The sequence below is a fragment of the Candidatus Protofrankia datiscae genome (assembly GCF_000177615.2).
Taxonomy (GTDB): Bacteria; Actinomycetota; Actinomycetes; order Frankiales; family Frankiaceae; genus Protofrankia; species Protofrankia coriariae.
Map to the genome: position 1 here is coordinate 749,352 of NC_015656.1, position 18,264 is coordinate 767,615.

Consider the following 18,264-nt stretch of genomic DNA (forward strand, 5'->3'; position numbering starts at 1 on the left):
TCGACATTTTCGACTGGCCGCCTTGATCGCCAATTGTCGATCCGGCGGCCCGGCGCCAAAGCTCTATCAGGTTGTCGGCTTAAGTGGTACGGTCAGCATCCTTGGCACGCTGTCTCAGTACCTCGTCTCAGTACTCTGTCCATGCTATCGAGTAAGGATGCGCTCGCCGCTACCTCACGATGTTACGCTCCAGGTCTCACCATCGCCGACGCGATTCCCCGGTCGCGCCGATAATGCGACTCGCGGTTATTTCAGGGGCTGCCGCCTTCGTGGTCGGCGGGATGGGGTTCATTTCCTTATCGGACACGACTGACACATCACCGGTCGTAGCGGGGCCGATCGTGGCGGGCTCCGCGCCGTCCGGCGCTGCCGTCCGCCCGGACACCGGCAGGGAACCCGCCCACGTCGACGATCAACTGTGGGCGCCGTCGTATCCGGGTCAGGCCTCCCCGTATCCGGCAGGTCCGACAGGCGTCCCGGGCGGCTCCACGGTCGCGGTCAGCGCGCTGACGCCGGGGCAGCCACCGGCGGCCGGCGGTGGCGTCATCACGCCGCGTCTGATGGCAGCTGAGCCCGCCTCCGCGCAGGCCCAGGGTGGCGGATCCGCGCCCGCTCCCCCCGCGTCTGTCGCGGGCAGGACCGCGGTGGCTTCTTCACCCGCACCTGCCGCGCCCGCGCAGGCGAAGAGCACCCCTGCCGCGGCGTCCACCCCGAAGCCCACTCCCACGCCGACGCAGCAGGCCGCCCCGCGGCAGAACTCGTGCCCGAGCCTGCTCGGACTGCTGCGGCTCTGCCTCAACGTGTCGCTCGGCTGATCCTCCGCCGTCCGGGTGTCTGATCCGGATGGCGGAGTGACCGTTCAAGCCACGCCGTGTCCCTCGTGTCGCTGCTGCCGTCGCGGCCTGGACGGCACGGGCACGCGGATCGGGTCACAGCCGGTTCACGGAAAGATCTTTTTTGCTTCGGAGCGCATATCCTGGCAGGTATGCGGCAAGGTGTTCGGAAGCGCCCACTTCGTGTCGACGGATCAGATGGGCCGACCGCCCGGGTGCGGGCCGCCCGCTGACAGCCGCCGACTCCCTGACGCTGATCGTCTGCGGCGTACTGGCCGGGATCACCTCGACCGTGGCCGGGCTGGCCTCCGTCGTCTCCTACCCGACACTGTTGTGGTTCGGGCTGCCGGCGGTGCAGGCCAACGTCACCAACACGGTTTCTCTGGTCTTTGTGGCGGTCGGCGCGGCCATCGGGTCGCGCTCGGAGCTGGCGGGGCAGTACCGGCGGCTGATGCGGATGGGCCCCGTGAGTCTCGCGGGTGGGGTGACGGGGGCGCTGCTCCTGCTGGCGAGCCCGGCCGGCGCCTTCGAGGCAGTGGTGCCCTGGCTGGTGGCCGGCGCCGGTGCGCTGGTGCTGTGTCGGCACCGGTTGATGAGCCCGATCGGAGGCGGAGGCCTGCTGGATGAGCGGGGGCCGCCGCTGGCCGTCGCGTTGTTCGCCTCCACGGTCTACACCGGCTATTTTGGCGCCGGCGGTGGGATCATTCTCTTTGCGGTGCTTGGCGCTGCCATACCCGAACCGCTCCCGCGGGTCAACGCGATGAAGAACGTGCTCCTGGGGATGCCGAACGGGGTCGCCGCGGCGGCCTTCACGGTCTTCGGGCCGGTGTACTGGCCGGCTGTGCCGCCCCTGGCCTGCGGCCTGTTCATAGGCGGCGCGCTCGGCCCGGCGATCGTACGGCGGCTGCGGGTGGGAGCGCTGCGGCTGCTGATCGGTGTCGCGGCCATCGGGTTCGCGGTGAAGTTCGCCGTGGACGCCTACCTGTGACGTCCACGGGAGCGACGTCCCTGAGAGCGACGTCCCTGGGACCGTGCCCGGAGCGTCGTCTCATCAGCGGCGGAGAAACACCGGCGGGCCGCGCCTGGAGACCACCGGTGTTCTCCTCGCCACCAGCGCCACCAGCGCCACCAGCACCACCAGCGCCACCAGCGCCACCGGGTCCCTTTCATACTTTTTGGACTGTACGTAATCATATGCCGGCTGTATGTGATTTAACTGGCTTTTGTCGGGGCCGTCTGCTCGTACGGAGGTGCCCGGCGGGGCGTGTTGAGTCTCGTTGCCACGCTCATAGGAAAAGGTTGCGCCGTGGTTGGCCCATTCTGGGACAGGATGACCGGGTGCCGATCCGACGCCAGACTCCGTCAGGCCGCACGCCACGACGTGCCCAGCCGATGTTGCCGTTGCCGGTCCGTAACGCCGGCCAGCCGATCAGGAAGGGCGACACGCCTGTGACGGCGACCTGTGGTGGCTGCAGCGCCCAGTGGAGCGACCCGGAGACCACGCACTGCCGGGTCTGCCATGCGACCTGGCAGAACGTGCAGGGTTTCGACGCCCATCTGGCGGACTGCCAGCCGCGCCTGGCCACCCGCTCCGGTCGTGGTGGCCGGAGGTAGAACCTTCTCCCAGCGGAGGACAGCCACTCGTTGGGGTGGGTGACACGGAACAACGGAACAGAGGACGGCCGGATGCCCTCACGGGGGCTCTGTCCGTCCGTCCGTTCAGGGGTTGTCGGGCTCGGACCCCCGCCGCGCCGGGCCTGGAGCAGCCGGGAACGCGGCCCGAGGTTTCAGTCCGGAGGGTCGGGAAGGGGACCGACCCGTTGGGCGCCGATGGCGAAGCCGGCGAGGTCGATACTGGTGTCCGTCTTGGGGGCGAACGAACGGTCACCGCCGCCGTACACGACGGAGAACATGATGCCGCCGATGCGAAGCCGGTCGGAAATACGCGGGTTGTACCTGTGTTCTTTGTGTACTTCCTGGTTGTTGATCCAGACGACGAGGAGCTCCTGGGAAAACTTATCGGAGCTCATGCGGACGCCATGCTCGACGCAAATCCATTTACCGGGCTCCCACATCCACTTCTTCTTGCCGACCATGGCGATGGGGTCGTCCGGCCGGGCGGTGTTCGAATAGATTAGTCCTTCACCTCCTTTACGCCAGGCGAACCGGCTGGCGTAACCATCCTGGTAGTCGTTGGTGCGCTCCTTGGACGCTGGCTTGTACAGGACCCCGAAGAGCCCGGGGAGCTTTCCTCCTTTATTGAAATCGAATTTCTCCGGGAATCGCAAATAATAACGCAGGTATAGTTCTTCTGTCGGCTGGTCCTCCATGGCCAGGAAGAGTTGGCTGCCACCGTAGGTGTTCCCGTCGTTGTAGACCTGCCGGTCGGCGTCGTCGTTGACCGAGCCGGCCGGCAGCGCCACCCGGACCAGCCGGGGGAAGCGCGGGTTGTCCGAGGGCGGGATCTGCGCGCGGTCCAGGCCGAACGTTGCCCGCTGCTGCGGGACGAGGCCCTTGCCGAAGAAGTCCGCGGCCCCGTTTGCCAGAGTCGGTGGCGGCCCGGTCGTGGGAGGAGGGGTGACCGCGTCGGCATCTGGCGGAAGCACCTCGCTGGCCGGGTCGAAGGTGTTGTCGGGCCGGGAACAGCCTGCCGCCGCCGCACCCAGCAGACCGAGGGCTGACCCCAGCACGGCCCGCCGGGTCCGGCCCGGCCGGCCCGGAAGAATGATCCCGTCATCGGTGGGCCGGGAGGGTTGCGAACCAGGGACTCTGGGCAGGTACAATCCGTTTCTGTCGTTCATCCACCGACTCCCGCTCGTGCGCCGCTGGGCTGGGGGGTGATCTCAAGAATTCTCCGGGTCACGATACACTGTCCGCTCGGAGGCATATCGGTGGGTCACTGTGGCCGTCGGCTGTTGTGGTCCTTTTGGGGTCGGGTCCATTGGGCGCCGAGCCCCGATCTTTATCCGGGGATCGTGCGCCTGCCGTCGTCCGCGTTTTCCGGCGGAAAATCTGTCGCCGTTCCGGCCGGTAATTGTCCGTATCGTTTCGCTTGCCAGGTGGTGGTCCCGGCGCGAACGGTGGCCGGGGTGAACGACGGCGACACGACGACGGCGTGCTGCTACTTTCCGCGTTGAATGCAGCGCGGCCGGGGCCAGGGTGGCCCACCCGCTGCCGGCCGGTCGATGACGGTCATGGACAGGAACGGGCGGGAGTGGGCGGGGCCGGGCGGACGCCCGGGGACCGCTGATCGCGGGAGAGCGGGTATGACGGTTTGCGGGCTGCTGCGCCTGGACGATGCCCCGGTGCGGCGTTCGGTCCTCACGGCGATGCTCGCCTCGTCGTCGGTGGGCCTGCCGCCGGCGCGGGGCGTGCACCTCGACGGGCCGTTCGGCGTGGTGACGGCCTCGGGGTTCCCCGGTGACCCGACACCACCGATCGCGGTGGACGCGGAGGGGTTGGTCGTCGTCCTCGACGGCTGCCCCGGACGGCGGCGACGGGGTGGGAGCGGCCCGATCTCACCGCGTGGCGGTGCCCCGGCTGTCCTGCCCGCGCAACCGTCGGCCGGTCCGCACACGTACCTGTCGGCCGGTGCGTCAGCCGGCCCGTACGCGCAACCTGCGGCCGGTGTGTCAGATGACCGGCCCGGGGCTCCTGCCTGCGTGGGCTCCACCGACGCCTGCCTGCTCGCGGCCGCCTACCGCAGGGACGGCGAACGTTGTCTCGGGCCGCTGGGCGGGGACTGGGTCGCGCTGATCTGGGAGCCGGACCGCCGGCAGCTTGTGTGCGCCCGTACCGGCGACCCGGGGCAGGACCTGCTCACCTGGTCGGACGGGCGCGTTTTCGCGTTCGGGACGGAACTGGCGCAGCTTCGTGCGGCGGGGATGCCTGCGACGGCGGCGGGCCGCCCGCGTCCCGGTCGCAGGCTGGGGCGGGTCAGCTGGCTCGGCCCTGACGAACGGCTTGCGGTCCGCCTGCCCGGGGCGGTGACGGACCACCCCGCCGTGCCGGCCGGGCGGAGCGCGGTAGCGATCAGCCGGAGCGTCGTGTCCACTCGGTCGTGGCGCTCCGGCTGATGCTGTCGGTTCGCCGACTTGTCAGGGACGGCCGAGCGCGTGGTACGTCCAGCCCGCGGCACGCCATTGGGCCGGGTTGAGGGTGTTGCGACCGTCAATGATGGTGCGGGCCGCGACGACCGCGGTCAGTGCGTTCGGGGCGAGCTCGCGGAATTCTGTCCATTCTGTGAGATGGAGCACAATATGCGCCCCGATCGCGGCGTCGACGGCGTTGTCGGCGTAGATGATCTCCGGGTAGGCGCGCCGGGCGTTCGGGATGGCGGCCGGGTCGTAGACGGCGACCGTGGCACCGGCCTTGCGCAGGGTGTCGGCCACCGCGAGGGCGGGGGAGTCCCGGATGTCATCGGAGTTGGGTTTGAACGCCGCGCCGAGCACGGCGACCTTCTTCCCGGTGACGTCGCCGCCGAGCGCCTCGGTGGCGAGGGTGACGGTGCGGGTGCGGCGCCGGAGGTTGATGGCGTCCACCTCGGCCAGGAAGGCCACGGCCTCACCGGCGCCGAGCTCGGTCGCGCGGGCCTGGAAGGCGCGGATGTCCTTGGGCAGGCAGCCGCCGCCGAAGCCGAGGCCGGCGTGCAGGAAGCGGCCGCCGATCCGGGTGTCGTACGAGATGGCCTTGGACAGGTGGGTGACGTCGGCCCCGGTGGCCTCGCAGACCTCGGCCATCGCGTTGATGAAGGAAATCTTGGTGGCGAGGAAGGCGTTCGCGGCCACCTTGACCAGTTCCGCGGTGGGGTAGTCGACGGTGACGACGGGCGTGCCGGCGGCGATCACCGACGCGTAGACGCGGTGCAGCGTCGCCTCGGCGTTGCCGCCGGGCGCGACGCCGAACACGAGCCGGTCGGGGCGCAGGGTGTCGTCGACGGCGAAGCCCTCCCGCAGGAACTCCGGGTTCCAGGCGAGCTCGACCCCGGGTGCCTGCTCGGACAGCCAGGCGGCGAGGCGGGCCGCCGTCCCGGCCGGGACCGTGGACTTGCCCACGACCAGCGAGCCCGGCCGCAGCCCACCCGCGATCAGTCCGCTGACCGCGGCGTCGACGTAGCGCATGTCCGCGGAGTTCGACTCGGGATGCTGGGGCGTCCCGACGCAGACGAAGTGGACGTCCGCCGCGCTGGCGGCGTCCGCCAGCGATGTCGTGAAGGACAGGCGGCCGGACTCCAGGTTCTTGCGGAGCAGTTCCTCCAGGCCGGGCTCGAAGAAGGGCACCTCGCCGGCGGTGAGCCGCTCGATCTTGCCCGGGTCTACGTCGACACCGATGACCTCGAAGCCCAGTTCAGCCATGCAGACCGCGTGTGTCGCGCCCAGGTAGCCGGTTCCAATGACAGAAATTCTCAATGGATCAACAACCGTTGTTCCCATGTGGTTTGTCAACTCCCAGTTGGCGGTAATCTGACTATGGGCGTTGTGCATTCGACATGATCCGTTAACGTTTGCCGCCACCCGGAGTCATGCGATGCGAAGAAGAGGCATTATGCACGCACCTCGTGATCGCAGAGTAAATCTGCCGGGGTCGCGTTATTTCTCGTGACAGGGTAGGTGTGTTCCGTAGCGACCGACGCCCCGGGGTACGTGCGATTCACGTCACACTGCTAACCTCCGGTGTAACTGCCATCGGGGGTGGGGTTCTATGCGCCTTCGCGTCCGACGGTCAAGTTTTTGGCCGATATGAGGGGGAGGGGCCACCGGGCCGCTGCTTTTCAGATGGGTCTTTACGGTAACCCCTCGGAGGGAAAACGCTAGGCAATGGACGCGCTCAGCACCGTGATCGACCGCGTCGGATCGTACTGGGGACTTGTTCCCCTGGGCATCGCGGGAGTGATCTCGTGGTCGGTGTGGTTGTTCCGACGTGTATTGTCATCTCGTTACAAGCCGATCAACAACAAGTTTCGGGCATCCACATCCGTCGTCGTCCCCTCTTTCCGTGAGGACCCGGATGTCATAGAGCGCTGTCTACAGACGTGGCTGGCGCAGAACCCCGACGAAATCATCATCGTCCCGGACGTCGAGGACACCGAGCTCATCAGCCGGCTGCGAAGGCACGCGCGGGAGCACCGCAACCTGCGTGTCCTTCCCTTTGTGCACGAGGGCAAGCGCTCCGCCCTCGGTGTGGGCATCAAGGCCGCCACCAAGGAGATCGTGGTCCTCTGCGACTCCGACACGGCCTGGGAGCCGGGCCTGCTCGCCGCCGTCCAGATGCCGTTCGTCGATCCCAAGGTCGGCGGGGTCGGCACCCGGCAGAGCGTCTACAACGCACGCACCAGCGTCTGGCGCAGGGTGGCCAACTGGCTGGTCGACATCCGCTACCTCGACTACGTGCCGGCGCAGGGCCGGGCGGGCGCGGTCGCCTGCCTGTCCGGACGGACCGCGGCCTACCGCCGGTCCGCGATCCTGCCGGTGCTGCACAACCTGGAGAACGAGTTCTTCCTGGGCAGACGGTGCATAGCCGGGGACGACGGGCGGCTGACCTGGCTCACCCTCGCCTCCGGTTACAAGACCGTGCACCAGGACACGGCCCGGGCCATGTCGATGTTCCCCGACTCGCTGAAGGCGTTCATCAAGCAGCGGGTGCGGTGGAGCCGTAACTCCTATCGCTGCTACCTGACCGCGATCTACAAGGGCTGGCTGTGGCGCCAGCCGCTGATCTGCCAGATCAGCGTCCTCCAGATCCTGCTCACCCCGATCACCATGGGGGTGGCCATGACCTACCTCGGGTTCTGGATGGTCCGGCCACAGGCAAACGCCCCCCTCATCGCCGTCGCGTGGCTGCTGGGCGGGCGTGCCGTGCGCGGGCTGTCGCATCTGCGGGAGCAGCCGCGCGACATCTTCATCCTCCCGGTGGTGGTCGTGATGATCGTCATCGTTGCTCTGCCCATCAAGACCTGGGCATTCATCTCGATGAACAAGCAGGGCTGGTTGACCCGGCGTGCCGACCTGATCGGTGGCGAGGGGCAGTCGGACGCGTCCGTTCGGGTGAGCCAATAATGATCGGAGTTTCATGATCATCCCGACGCTCGGATTCTCCGTCCGCCGTGGGTTGTCGCCCGGCGCCGGGCCGTCCCCCAGCCGTCGGCGACCGTGGGCTCGTGTCCTGAGCGGTGGGGTGTGCGCGGGCGTCCTTCTCGGGGCCGCCTCCGTCCTGATCGGCGTGGCCGGCCCCGCGCAGGCCGCGCCCTCATCGCCGCTGCCCCCGGTCACCTCGGCGGACGCCAAGAAGCAGGCCCTGCTCGTCGACGCCGAGGACATCCGCCTGCGGTCGATGTTCGAGAAGTTCGGGGTGCTGCGGGCACCTGCCATGGTGCAGACCCAGGGCAGCCTGCCAACCCTGCTGCTGCCCGCCCGGCCGGCTCCTTACACGATCGAGGAGGTCGCCGCCGCCGGCGGCATGCGCCGTGAGGTCGACGGCGCCACCCTGGTGCTGACCAACATCGTGGTCGGGCCGGACGCCCACCTGATCATCGATCAGCGGGCCGGGTCACTGCGGCTCGCCAGCAGCCCGGCGGGATTCGTCGGACTCACCAGTTGGCGTGGCGCCATCGAGATCAACGGTAACGCGCAGCAGCCGCTGAACGTCACCGGCTGGGACATCAAGGAGCTCAAGCCCGACGTCAACGCGGTGGACGGGCGCGCCTACATCCGCACGATGGGTGGCGAACTGGTCGTGCGCAACGCCCGGGTGTCCAACCTGGGCTTCTGGAACGGCCGTACCGGCGGCGTGGCCTGGACGGGCAGCAAGGGCGAGCCCAGCACCGGTGGCGCGGCCAACTCCACGTTCGTCAACAACGTCTGGGGTGCCTACATCTCCGGTAGCGAGGGCATCCAGATGATCAATGTGCGGCTGGAGAGCAACGACCGGGCCGGCCTGGCGATCCACCGGGACGCGGTCAGCACCCTCATCTCCGGCAGCACCTCCACCGGCAACCACGGCGAGGGCATCACCATCGACCGCGCCTCCGGCTCCCGGGTCATGCGCAGCACCATCACGAACAACAGCGGTGACGGGATCACGCTGGACGGCCGTGGTATCGGCATCGTCGCCACCGCCACCGGCGTCCAGATCAACCAGATCAAGGGAACCGTCATCGAGGCGAACACGCTGAGCGGCAACGGGCGCTACGGGGTCCGGGTCCTCGGCGGTGAGGACACCGTCGTACGCGGCAACAAGGTGTCCGGCAGCCAGGTGGGCGTCGTGGTCAAGAGCGGTGCGAACGGCACCCAGATCCTCGACAACACCGTCGGGGGCGTGGCCGACTCTGCCCTGCAGATCGGCCCGGACGCCAAGCGGACGGCCATCACCACCAACACGCTCGCCGACGGGCGGATGGGGATCATCACCCAGGACGCCGCGACGAGCATCATCAGCCGTAACAAGATATCCGGCTCGACCGAGTTCGCGGTGACTGTACGCGGCCAGTCTGACGGCACGACCGTGGGCAACAACACACTGGCCGGCCGGGGCTGGCGAGCCGTCGACATCCGCAAAGCCGTCGGGATCACCGCTGCGGCCGTGAAGAGCAACGACACGTCGAAGTGGATTCCCCGGCTCGAACGCCCGTGGTACGCGATCTTTGAACGGCACCCGGCCCTGTTCGTCTGGTCGTTCATGGCACTGCTGCCGATTCTTGGCTGGCGTACCGGCCGGCGCTGGCGCAAGCGCGCGGCCAACGAACACCCCTATCCCGAGTCCGATCTGCTGGTACGACGCATGACCAGCGTGAGTGCCGTTCCGGCCGGCCCGCAGCCGGCCGCGGCCGGCCCGGCCGGCCTGCAGGCCGCCGTCGAGCGGCTGGAGCTGGTCGAGGCGACCGAGGTGATCCCCATGCCCCCGCGCCCCGGGGACCGCGGACGGACACCGCTGGTACCCGGCCAGGGCGCCCAGCGGACGACCACCTACCGCGGCGCCGCCGCGCAGGAGTATCCGCCGGCATCCCGGCCGCGGTACGGCGACCACTCCTGGCCTGCCGCGTCCACGCCGCAGCCCGGCCCAGCCGGCCGGCAGGCGGGGCCCGGCAGCGGCAGCTCCGACAGGGCGTTCAGCGGGCGTGATCGTGATGGTGCCCGGGCCAACCAGGACGACAACCCGACCATGGACGGCCTGCGTTACCTGCGTGACCATGCGGCACGGTATTCTGACGACCCCTTCGAGCGGTTCGCCGAGGGCGAGGATGACGATTTCCGTGGAGGTGACCCCGCCAGCGCCGCCGCGCCACAGGGATATCCGCAGGCCCGGAACGACCGGCTTCCAGATGATCGTTTTTATGAGGGCGACCCGGAGGCGGATGACGCCACGATCCAGGACGATCGCGAAGGTGCCGCGGTGGTGAAATACGACACCGTCGGATCGCGAGCGATGATTTCCTACAATGGGAAAGATCGTGACCGTTACACCAGGAGGGATCCACTGTGACGATCCCTCCTGCGGGGGTCCCCACCGGGACGGCCGGCCCCTCGACAGGGCCGGCTTCCCGGGGCACCCGCAGGCGTTGGGGTCAGTACGTGATGGCGACGGTGGCGCTCGCGTGCGCGGTGACGGTCGCCGCCTGCCAGGGCGGCACGAAAACGGCGAGCTCGCAGGCGCCGCCAGCCACGGGCTCGGCAGCTTCCGAGGCTTCCCCGCGGGCGTCCGCCGCCGGGGCCGGGCCGGTCGTCACCCAGGGCGGCGGGCCTCAGTCCGGCAGCCAGGAGGTGACCTGTCCGGCAGGTGAGCCCACTGTCCGTAACGCCGGTGATCTCAAGACAGCGCTGGCGTCGGCGAAGCCCGGCGCGGTCATCCGACTGGCCGACGGCACATACGCCGGCGGCTTCACCATCGCCAGGTCGGGCACGGCGGCACAGCCGATCTGGCTGTGCGGTTCGCGCAACGCCGTGCTGGACGGCCAGGACGACACCGACTACATCCTGCACATCGACCATGCCTCCTACGTCCGCCTGTCGGGTTTCAGCGTCCGCAACGGCAAGAAGGGCGTGATGGCGGACGGCGTCCAGCACAGCATTATTGCCGGGCTCAGTGTGAGCGCCATCGGGGACGAGGCCATCCACCTGCGTTCCTTCAGCTCCGACAATCTGGTGACCGGGAACGTCATCCGGAACACCGGGAACCGCTCGGAGAAGTTCGGCGAAGGTGTCTACGTCGGTAGCGCCAGCAGCAACTGGTGCAAGTACTCGAACTGCCGCCCGGACAACAGCGACCGGAATTCGATCATCGGGAATGACATCGCCGGCACGACGTCGGAGAACATCGACATCAAGGAAGGCACCACCGGCGGCATCATCTCCGGGAACACGCTGTCCGCCGACAGACTGGTCGAGGCCGACTCGTGGATCGACCTCAAGGGTAACGGGTGGACCGTCGTGGACAACACCGGCCGGGGCGGCGGAAGCATCAAGGACGGTATCCAGACCCACGTCGAGTCCGCCGGCTGGGGACGACGGAACATCATCCGGAACAATTCGCTCGCGGTGAACGGCGGAGGGTTCGGGGTTTATATCCACAACGGCGACAGCACCCAGAACGTGGTCGGTTGTGACAACAGGATTCAGGGTGCGGAGCGGGGCTTCTCCAACATCAGGTGCTCTTAGCCGTAATGTTTCCGCCGCCGGACGGACGTCAGCATTGGTTATCAGCGTCGCGTGACGTCACGTCCGGTGGTTGTTGTCGTTACGCTGTGAACTGGTCTCACGTGCCGTGAGTGGACCGCTGTCGTTCGAGCACCGTGCGGGTGACCCGGCGCTCCATCACGAACGACAGGAAGGGAATCGTGCCGGCCAGCATGACCCACAGGGTCGTCCCGGTGCCCAGCCGGCACCGGGACGACAGGTCCGCGGTCAGGGCAAGATAGATCATGAACAGGAGCCCGTGGACGGGGCTGACGGTCTCGGCGAGCGCCGGGGCGTCCGCCAGGTACTTCAGCGGCACGCCCACCAGCACGAGCGTGATCAGCCCCACACCGACGAGATAGGCGATCACCCGGAAGCGCAGCAGCGCACGACGGACCGCGCGCTCGCTGAAGCGCCCGGAGTCCGAGGCGGAACCGGTGCCGCTCGCCGTCGTTTCCGCCGTTCCAGGGCCTGCCGTGGGCTCCGGTCCCGGGGCTGGGCTCCGGGCGTCCTCCTTGGTGGGCGGTGTCACCGTGTCCCCGATCCGGACGGCGTGTCCCGCTCGTAGAGCGAGGCAAGGTAGCGGTTGTACGCCTCCAACTCCTCGTCATCCTCCTCGTCGTCGCCAAAGCCGTTGCTGAGCGAACCGTCAGTGCCGGACCCGCCCGGCCCACCAGGCCCGTGGCGTTCGTTCCATGGTTGTCCGTCCGTACCGGGGCGGGCCGCCTCACCGGCCGCGGGAGTCCTCTTCGCCGATCCTGGACGAAGTTCCTCGCGCACCATCTGCCACCAGCCGAAGATCACGGCCGCGGCGAAGATCGGCCATTCCACACCGTAGAAGAGGTTCTGCAGGGTCCCGCGACCGGACTGCCCCTTCTCCCACTGCCACCACCCGAGCCTGGCGAACAGACCGATCATGAACAGTGCGAGCGCGTGACGCAGGATCCAGGAGGGCGAGAAGAGGATTCGGCGCACGTCTGCGACGCTACATCCGTTCGTGCCCGGCGTGGCTGTCGGACGGGTTGACAAGTGCGGCTCGCCCGCCCCGGCTGGGGGGGTTAGCGGGGAACGGGCGAGCCGGAACGTTCGGAAACAGCGCTTTGGTCAGCCGAAAGATCATCGGTTCTGAGCGCAGCGGAGCTGTCCGCACGTTCATATGTCCAGTCGCCCGGGAGCCTGGCGGGGTTGCCGCGTCCGGAACATTTTTTTCGACGTCGAGAACGGCTCACCGGCGGCCGGAGAGGACAGCCGCGGCAAGCGAGATCTGCCCCGGGGGCGCAGCCTGGACCTGCTGCGGCCTGGACAACCTGCCGCCGCCGGGGCTGCCCCGCCCGTCCGGGTCGCGCCGTTCGTCCTGCTCGTCGCGATTGTTCGAGTAGTCGCGGTCGTCTGCGTCATCTGAATCGGGCTCTGCCCGGGCGGACACCTCGACGGTCAGGATGCCTCCACTCGAGCCCGGGTCGAAGTCGATCTCGACTACCGAACCCACCCATCTGCTCGAATGGCCCGACTGCACGACGACAGACGAGACATCCTGCCCGTCGATGTCGGCCCGCACCACGCCCCGTACCCCCAGCGTGCCCAGGTACAGGCTCAGACGGCCGGCCTGGCCGGCCGTCGGGACGGCAAGCCGGAACCTGCCGGAGTCCCGCAGCGCCAGGGCGTCGGCATAGTTGCGGCCCGTCCGCTGTGGGCTGCCCGCACTCCAGTCGAACCGGCTGGTAGCGGCGACCACCGTCGGGTCGCTGCCGGACACGTTGAGCCGGCCAATGATCGGTTCTGCCAGGTTCGCGCGTACCCGCTCGGCGGATCTGTTCGCGCCGTTCCCGTAAAGAACCCAGTCCCGGGCGCCCGGGGTCGGCAGAATGATCCGTTCCAGGGGCGTCGGGCCGACACTGAGCTGGACCCGCGGCGCCTTGTCCGCCGGTGTTCGGGGTGACGGAGGCGCGGCGGCCGGGTCGGGTGTGGTCTGTGACGTCGGCCCGGCCGACGCGGGCTGTTGCGAGGGGATGGGCAGAGGCAGGGTGACCCCGGTCGCGGAAGCGGGCGGCGGTACCGGAAGCGCCGTGGCCGACATAGAATGATCATTATTGCGCGACGGGACTGTCCGGATGCCGATCAGCGTGATCGCCACGACGCCGAGCACGCCGACGACGGCGCCCAGGGTAATCGTCACGGATCGGGAGGAAACGGCAGGCGGTCTCTCCGGCCTTCTTCCCCGCGGGGCCGTCCTTTCCAGGCCCTGCCGCTCCAGACCCTGCCGCCGTCGCTGGTCACGAGGCAGCCGATCCGGGCTTTCGGAGCGACGGCCGGCAGCGTGGGCCAGCGGTGGGCGGGTCTCACGGCCCGGCCCGACAACGCGTCCGCGGATCCGCGCGCTGTCCGGCTCGTGCGCGTTCGCCGCGTCCGTGAGCGTCTCGGACAGCCACGGCCCCGGTTCCACGAGGGTGTGTCCGCGGTGGCGACGGCCGGTGCAGCGGCGACCGCCTGTCATGTCGCCTCCCCACCCCGCAGCCGCGCCCGCGGATCGACGTCGCGCCGCCGGCGTGGCAGCCCCTTGCGCGCCTCGGGATGCTTCCTGCCCAGCCGTGCCACGGGATCCGCCGCCGGCGGAGCCTGCGGCCCCCGGGCGCTCCCACGCGCGTTGTCGCGTGTGCCCGCCAGCAGGACGCGCTCCAGCTCACCGGCGCCCTTCGAGGTCTGGCTCTTGACCGTGCCGACGGAGATCCCCAGGGTGCGGGCGGTCTCGTCCTCGGAGAGGTCGAAGGCGTACCGGAGCACCAGGCACTCCCGTTTGCCGGTCGACAGCGACATCAACGCCGTCCGGACGTCGACGACGGCCGGCACGTCGGTGTCGGTGCTGCGGGTCTCGGCCAGGCTGCCGAGAATGCCGAGGCCGTGCCGCTCGCGCACGATCCGCCGTAGCCGGCTCGCGGCCATGTTCGCGACGGTACGTCTGAGGTAGGCCAGCGGGCTGTCGGCCTGGCGGACCCTGTCCCAGCGCCGCCAGGCGGCGGTGAACGCGTCGGCGGTGATGTCGTCGGCGGCGTCATGGTCGTTGGTCAGCAGATAGGCGAGCCGGGACAGTTGGCGATGGTGCCGCTCGAAGAAGTCGTGGAACTCCGCGGCCGGGCCGTCGTGGTCGTCGTGGTCGTCGGGGCCACCGTCCACGGCGGCCGGGCGGGTAGGGGCGCGGTCACCGACATGGCCATCGGGCGCTACGGGATCATCGGGTGCCACAGGGGCATCCGGTGACACGGGGTCCGCCGGTACCACGGAGGTACCCACGGCACCGCCCGCTTCGATGGTGTCGCCGTCCCGTTCCAACCGGCGTGCTCCTGAAGCTCGTCCGATGGGCGATGCGCCACATGTGTGGATCTCGCCCGGTGGCAGGATGAGAGAAGTATGTCCGGCGCGCAGCCTATGGGCTGCGGCGGGTCCGTACAATTCGGTCATCACCACGATTTGGTCATCATCCGGCTGGGATCGGGTGATTCACTCCCTCATCCTGTCCGCGGACTGTTGCCGGATGACGTAACGATGTTTCCGTGGGACACCGGTCGGGGTATGCCGGCGCATATGGGTGCTTCGCACGAAGTCGTTGTGGCTCGCCGGGACGTCCGTGTGCATCGGCCTGCCCCACCGCCTCCGCTTGATCCGGACACTCCGATCCCGGACGACCCCGCTCCGCTGCTTCCCAGTACGCCCGATCTGCCGCCCGCCCCGCACGAGCCCTCCCCCTACACCGAACCCGCTCCGATCGAGCCCGAGCCCGAGCCCGAACCCGTCTGATCCGTGCCCGGGCCGGCCGGGGCGGCTCGCATGCCACCCGGTGGCCAGCTGGGCTTCATCGGGCCGGCAGATCAGCATGGGTGACGACGTCACGTGCCGGAGCCGCCGCCGTCGTCCACGGCAGGTCGCCGCGGATCGGGTCTTCTTTTACACGTCTGACGTAGTCGCTCGGGCTTTTTATGAGGCACCCTTGCCGCGGTACTTCTGCCGGACTCGTTCCAGGCAGGTCTCCACGGTACTTTTCTCGATGTTGGGCCGCCGGGCGATGACGACGTGCGGCAGACTCTCGGCCACCCAGGAGAGTCTGCCGTTCCCATGGTGTCAGGGCGGGGTTGTTACGGTCGTCATCGACGAGATGTTCATACGGGCGGCGCTCGGTATCGCGGGCGGAGCATTCGTCCTGCTGTTCGGCGTCACTGCCGCGGATGACCACGCCGATTCCGGCGAGGCCGGGTTGCTCGGCATTGTCGCGCTGGTGTTCCTCGTGCTGGCCGGGGCGCCGCTGGCATGCGCGGCCATGCTGCCTCGCCGGCTGTCATGCATCCGCTTCGTCATTGCCATCGTCATCGTCGAGCCGATCGCTGTGCTCAACGGATTGGTCAACTTTGTCTCCGCGCGGTCCATCGGCTTGTTCCAGCCGCTCGGGCTCTTCCCCGTCATCCGGGGAGCGCTTGTCATCCGGCCATTCGCTCGCCAGGAGGCCAAGGTGCGGCGTCAAGAAAAGTCACTGTTGTCACAATATCCGCCGCATGGCAACTACTGTATGACACCGTTGACCGGACATGATGTAGGCGGATCGGCCGGCAACCAACGGTGTGGGCTCGCGGGAGTGCGGCTGGCGAGTATGCCGCATCGTCGCCAGCGCGCCGGATGGCCGGTGGCAGAGCGAGAGGACCAGTAATCGATGACGGCCTGTCGAAACGGTGGCTCCGTGTTGACCCCGGGACCTCGCGGGCGTGTGGGATGCGTACTTCTCGCGGCACTTTCCATAGCTGGCTGCGGCTCCCAGGTCGCTACCGTCGCGGCGTCCACCAGCGCCCCTGCCATAACCGTCCCTGTCGCCACCGCGGTGCCCACCATTGTGCCTCCTGTCACCTCACCTGCCGCCACCACGGCGTCCATCGTCGTTCCCGTTACCACCTCGCCTGTCGCCAGAGCCGTTCCGTCGCCTCCGCCGTTAAACGCGGTCGACGGCACACGGTTCGAAGCCTGTGTGGACGGCACCTGCGAGGTGTCCGTGCACGGGCCGGTCGACATCGCGGTCGGCCCCGACGCTCTTTCCGTGACCAAGGTAAGTCCCGACGGACTCGACTTCGAGCTGAGCCTGGCGAATGGCGGGCAGGCGTCCGGCACCCTCAAAGGCACCTGCGGTACCATTTTCACGTTTCTCCGCGGCGGTGGTTTCCGTAGCGGATTCTGCGCTCCCGGTAAAGTGCAGGGGCCGCCGGCTCCGGAACCCAGGACGGTTTCGATCCAGTTGGCCGGATGGTCTTCCGACGGGGCCGCCGTACTGCGACTGGTCTCGGGCTAGTCTCTGATCTTCCGTATGGCAGCCCGTACGGTAACGAAACCCTTCCGTCTTCCCGAGGACTTCCGAACGCGGAGACCGTGGGAGCACGATATCAATAAAGGCTGATCAAAGCCGTTTTCTGCCCGTAGGCGGATGACGATTTTCATCATTGTGAACGCCCAATTGCTGATCGTCCGTAATCGGTTCTCGGCCAGAAAAAAGCCAGTCGTCTCGGGACCCCTCCCGGTGTTGTCGGGGCCAGTGGTCCTGAGCAGACTTCGGCACGGTTCGGAAAACCGAAGCCCGGTGGGCCGCGTTCCTGCCGGGGGACGCCTGTTCCCGCGGCCGGTTGATGATCGTGGGTGCGGGTCGGACGCGGTGCGCGGGCGGGCGTGGATACGGTGGGCTGGTGCGCGCGGTGACGGTGGCGTCTTTCGGTGCTCCCGAGGTCATGTCCTGGGCGGAGGTGGACGACCTCGCCCCGCCTGGCCCGGGTGAGATCGCCATCGACGTGGTCGCCTCCGCGGTCAACCGCGCCGACCTGCTGCAACGCCAGGGCTTCTACCCGCCGCCGCCGGGCGCGTCCGCCGTGCTGGGGATGGAGTGCTCCGGCCGGGTCGCCGCGGTCGGCGCCGGGGTGACCGCGTGGCAGCCGGGGGACGAGGTCTGCGCCCTGCTCGCCGGCGGCGGGTACGCGACGAGGGTCAACGTCCCCGCCGGCCACGTGCTCCCGGTGCCGGCCGGGGTGTCACTGCTCGAGGCCGCCGGGCTGCCCGAGGCCGCGGCCACGGTCCACTCGACGGTGTTCGGGGTCGCCGATCTGCGTGACGGCGAGGTGTTCCTGGTGCACGGCGGGGCGTCCGGGATCGGGACGTTCGCGATCCAGGCGGTGCGGGCCCTGCGGCCGTCGTCGACGATCGCGACCACCGCGGGCAGCCCTGCGAAGCTGGTGCGCGTCCGCGAACTCGGAGCCGATCTCGCCATCTCCTACCGGGACGAGGACTTCGTCGACCGGGTGCGGGAGGCCACCGGCGGCCGTGGCGCGGACGTGATCCTCGACAACATGGGCGGGGCGTACCTGGCGCGCAACGTCGAGGCGCTGGCCGTCGAGGGGCGCATCGTCGTCATCGGGCTGCAGGGCGGGCGCAAGGGCGAGCTGAACCTGGCGGCGCTGCTGGCCAAGCGGGGGAGCGTCCACGCGCTGTCTCTGCGGGCCCGGCCGGACGAGCGGAAAGCCGCGATCGTGGCGGACGTCCGTGAGCGGATCTGGCCGGCGGTCGAGGCCGGGGCGATCCGTCCGGTGATCGACCAGGTGGTGCCGATCGAGAAGGTCGCCGACGCGCACCGGCACGTCGAGGAGCTTGGCCACGTGGGCAAGGTCCTGCTCGCCGTGGACACCCCGTAGCCGTGGACATCCTGTAGCCGTGGACATCTCGTAGCCGTGGGCGCCCCGTAACGCGCT

At 68.8% G+C, this 18,264-nt stretch carries 15 protein-coding genes; 9 read left to right on the forward strand and 6 right to left on the reverse strand.

Annotated features, from left to right (window positions below; translation table 11 throughout):
* Nucleotides 1-341 precede the first annotated feature (341 nt).
* The 3 genes from FSYMDG_RS29385 (at nt 342) to FSYMDG_RS03200 (ending at nt 2,447) form a co-directional block, all read left to right on the forward strand.
* Nucleotides 342-815, forward strand: a complete 474-nt coding sequence (locus tag FSYMDG_RS29385; protein WP_043602858.1) for a hypothetical protein — start codon at nt 342-344, stop codon at nt 813-815.
* 274 nt (nt 816-1,089) lie between these two features.
* The gene (locus tag FSYMDG_RS03195) at nt 1,090-1,821 is read left to right on the forward strand and encodes a sulfite exporter TauE/SafE family protein (protein WP_258165220.1); all 732 of its coding nucleotides are present in this window, start codon (nt 1,090-1,092) and stop codon (nt 1,819-1,821) included.
* Between the two features lie 404 nt (nt 1,822-2,225).
* Nucleotides 2,226-2,447: a hypothetical protein gene (locus FSYMDG_RS03200; protein WP_139342130.1), complete on the forward strand. Its 222-nt coding sequence runs from the start codon at nt 2,226-2,228 to the stop codon at nt 2,445-2,447.
* 173 nt (nt 2,448-2,620) lie between these two features.
* On the opposite strand, the gene FSYMDG_RS03205 is transcribed toward FSYMDG_RS03200, so the two are convergent.
* On the reverse strand, nt 2,621-3,634 hold the full coding sequence (locus FSYMDG_RS03205) for a polysaccharide lyase (protein ID WP_013872160.1): 1,014 nt from the start codon (nt 3,632-3,634) through the stop codon (nt 2,621-2,623).
* A 465-nt stretch (nt 3,635-4,099) separates the two neighbouring features.
* Between FSYMDG_RS03205 and FSYMDG_RS27110 the strand changes: the two genes are divergently transcribed.
* Nucleotides 4,100-4,909, forward strand: a complete 810-nt coding sequence (locus FSYMDG_RS27110) for a hypothetical protein (protein ID WP_013872162.1) — start codon at nt 4,100-4,102, stop codon at nt 4,907-4,909.
* 21 nt (nt 4,910-4,930) lie between these two features.
* Here the strand turns inward: FSYMDG_RS27110 and FSYMDG_RS03215 are convergent, their stop codons facing one another.
* Nucleotides 4,931-6,265, reverse strand: a complete 1,335-nt coding sequence (locus tag FSYMDG_RS03215; protein ID WP_043604648.1) for a UDP-glucose dehydrogenase family protein — start codon at nt 6,263-6,265, stop codon at nt 4,931-4,933.
* Between the two features lie 384 nt (nt 6,266-6,649).
* Here FSYMDG_RS03215 and FSYMDG_RS03220 point away from each other — a divergent pair, with 384 nt between their 5' ends.
* From FSYMDG_RS03220 to FSYMDG_RS03230, 3 genes are read left to right on the forward strand one after another with little or no spacing between them, the layout of a single operon-like run.
* Nucleotides 6,650-7,888, forward strand: coding sequence for a glycosyltransferase family 2 protein (locus FSYMDG_RS03220; protein ID WP_013872164.1), 1,239 nt, complete (start codon nt 6,650-6,652; stop codon nt 7,886-7,888).
* A 13-nt stretch (nt 7,889-7,901) separates the two neighbouring features.
* Nucleotides 7,902-10,310: a right-handed parallel beta-helix repeat-containing protein gene (locus tag FSYMDG_RS03225; protein WP_013872165.1), complete on the forward strand. Its 2,409-nt coding sequence runs from the start codon at nt 7,902-7,904 to the stop codon at nt 10,308-10,310.
* Nucleotides 10,307-11,482, forward strand: coding sequence for a right-handed parallel beta-helix repeat-containing protein (locus FSYMDG_RS03230; RefSeq protein ID WP_013872166.1), 1,176 nt, complete (start codon nt 10,307-10,309; stop codon nt 11,480-11,482). Before FSYMDG_RS03225 ends, FSYMDG_RS03230 begins: the two co-directional genes overlap by 4 nt.
* 97 nt (nt 11,483-11,579) lie before the next feature.
* On the opposite strand, the gene FSYMDG_RS03235 is transcribed toward FSYMDG_RS03230, so the two are convergent.
* The 4 genes from FSYMDG_RS03235 to FSYMDG_RS03250 all read right to left on the reverse strand — a co-directional run bounded on the left by FSYMDG_RS03235 (nt 11,580) and on the right by FSYMDG_RS03250 (nt 14,740).
* Nucleotides 11,580-12,032 (reverse strand): DUF3817 domain-containing protein, encoded by a 453-nt coding sequence (locus FSYMDG_RS03235; RefSeq protein ID WP_013872167.1) that lies wholly within the window; start codon nt 12,030-12,032, stop codon nt 11,580-11,582.
* Nucleotides 12,029-12,475: a hypothetical protein gene (locus FSYMDG_RS03240; RefSeq protein WP_013872168.1), complete on the reverse strand. Its 447-nt coding sequence runs from the start codon at nt 12,473-12,475 to the stop codon at nt 12,029-12,031. Before FSYMDG_RS03240 ends, FSYMDG_RS03235 begins: the two co-directional genes overlap by 4 nt.
* Before the next feature lie 250 nt (nt 12,476-12,725).
* Complete coding sequence (locus FSYMDG_RS03245; protein WP_043602867.1) at nt 12,726-13,676, reverse strand: hypothetical protein; 951 nt, start codon at nt 13,674-13,676, stop codon at nt 12,726-12,728.
* 314 nt (nt 13,677-13,990) lie between these two features.
* Nucleotides 13,991-14,740 (reverse strand): SigE family RNA polymerase sigma factor, encoded by a 750-nt coding sequence (locus FSYMDG_RS03250; RefSeq protein WP_237702963.1) that lies wholly within the window; start codon nt 14,738-14,740, stop codon nt 13,991-13,993.
* Between the two features lie 799 nt (nt 14,741-15,539).
* Between FSYMDG_RS03250 and FSYMDG_RS03260 the strand changes: the two genes are divergently transcribed.
* Together FSYMDG_RS03260 and FSYMDG_RS03270 are read left to right on the forward strand one after the other, a co-directional pair.
* Entirely contained in the window at nt 15,540-16,193 is a 654-nt protein-coding gene (locus FSYMDG_RS03260) for a hypothetical protein (protein WP_013872172.1), read from the forward strand.
* Nucleotides 16,194-17,211: 1,018 nt separating this feature from the next.
* Nucleotides 17,212-18,207, forward strand: coding sequence for a zinc-binding dehydrogenase (locus FSYMDG_RS03270; RefSeq protein ID WP_241250240.1), 996 nt, complete (start codon nt 17,212-17,214; stop codon nt 18,205-18,207).
* Nucleotides 18,208-18,264 lie beyond the last annotated feature (57 nt).

Excerpts from the sequence above, each read along its gene's own strand:
- FSYMDG_RS03225 (WP_013872165.1), top strand. The coding sequence starts at position 7,902 with ATGATCATCCCGACGCTCGGATTCTCCGTCCGCCGTGGGTTGTCGCCC.
- FSYMDG_RS27110 (WP_013872162.1), top strand. The coding sequence starts at position 4,100 with ATGACGGTTTGCGGGCTGCTGCGCCTGGACGATGCCCCGGTGCGGCGT.
- FSYMDG_RS03200 (WP_139342130.1), top strand. The coding sequence starts at position 2,226 with ATGTTGCCGTTGCCGGTCCGTAACGCCGGCCAGCCGATCAGGAAGGGC.
- FSYMDG_RS03205 (WP_013872160.1), bottom strand. The coding sequence starts at position 3,634 with ATGAACGACAGAAACGGATTGTACCTGCCCAGAGTCCCTGGTTCGCAA.
- FSYMDG_RS03220 (WP_013872164.1), top strand. The coding sequence starts at position 6,650 with ATGGACGCGCTCAGCACCGTGATCGACCGCGTCGGATCGTACTGGGGA.
- FSYMDG_RS03260 (WP_013872172.1), top strand. The coding sequence starts at position 15,540 with ATGTTGGGCCGCCGGGCGATGACGACGTGCGGCAGACTCTCGGCCACC.
- FSYMDG_RS03215 (WP_043604648.1), bottom strand. The coding sequence starts at position 6,265 with ATGGGAACAACGGTTGTTGATCCATTGAGAATTTCTGTCATTGGAACC.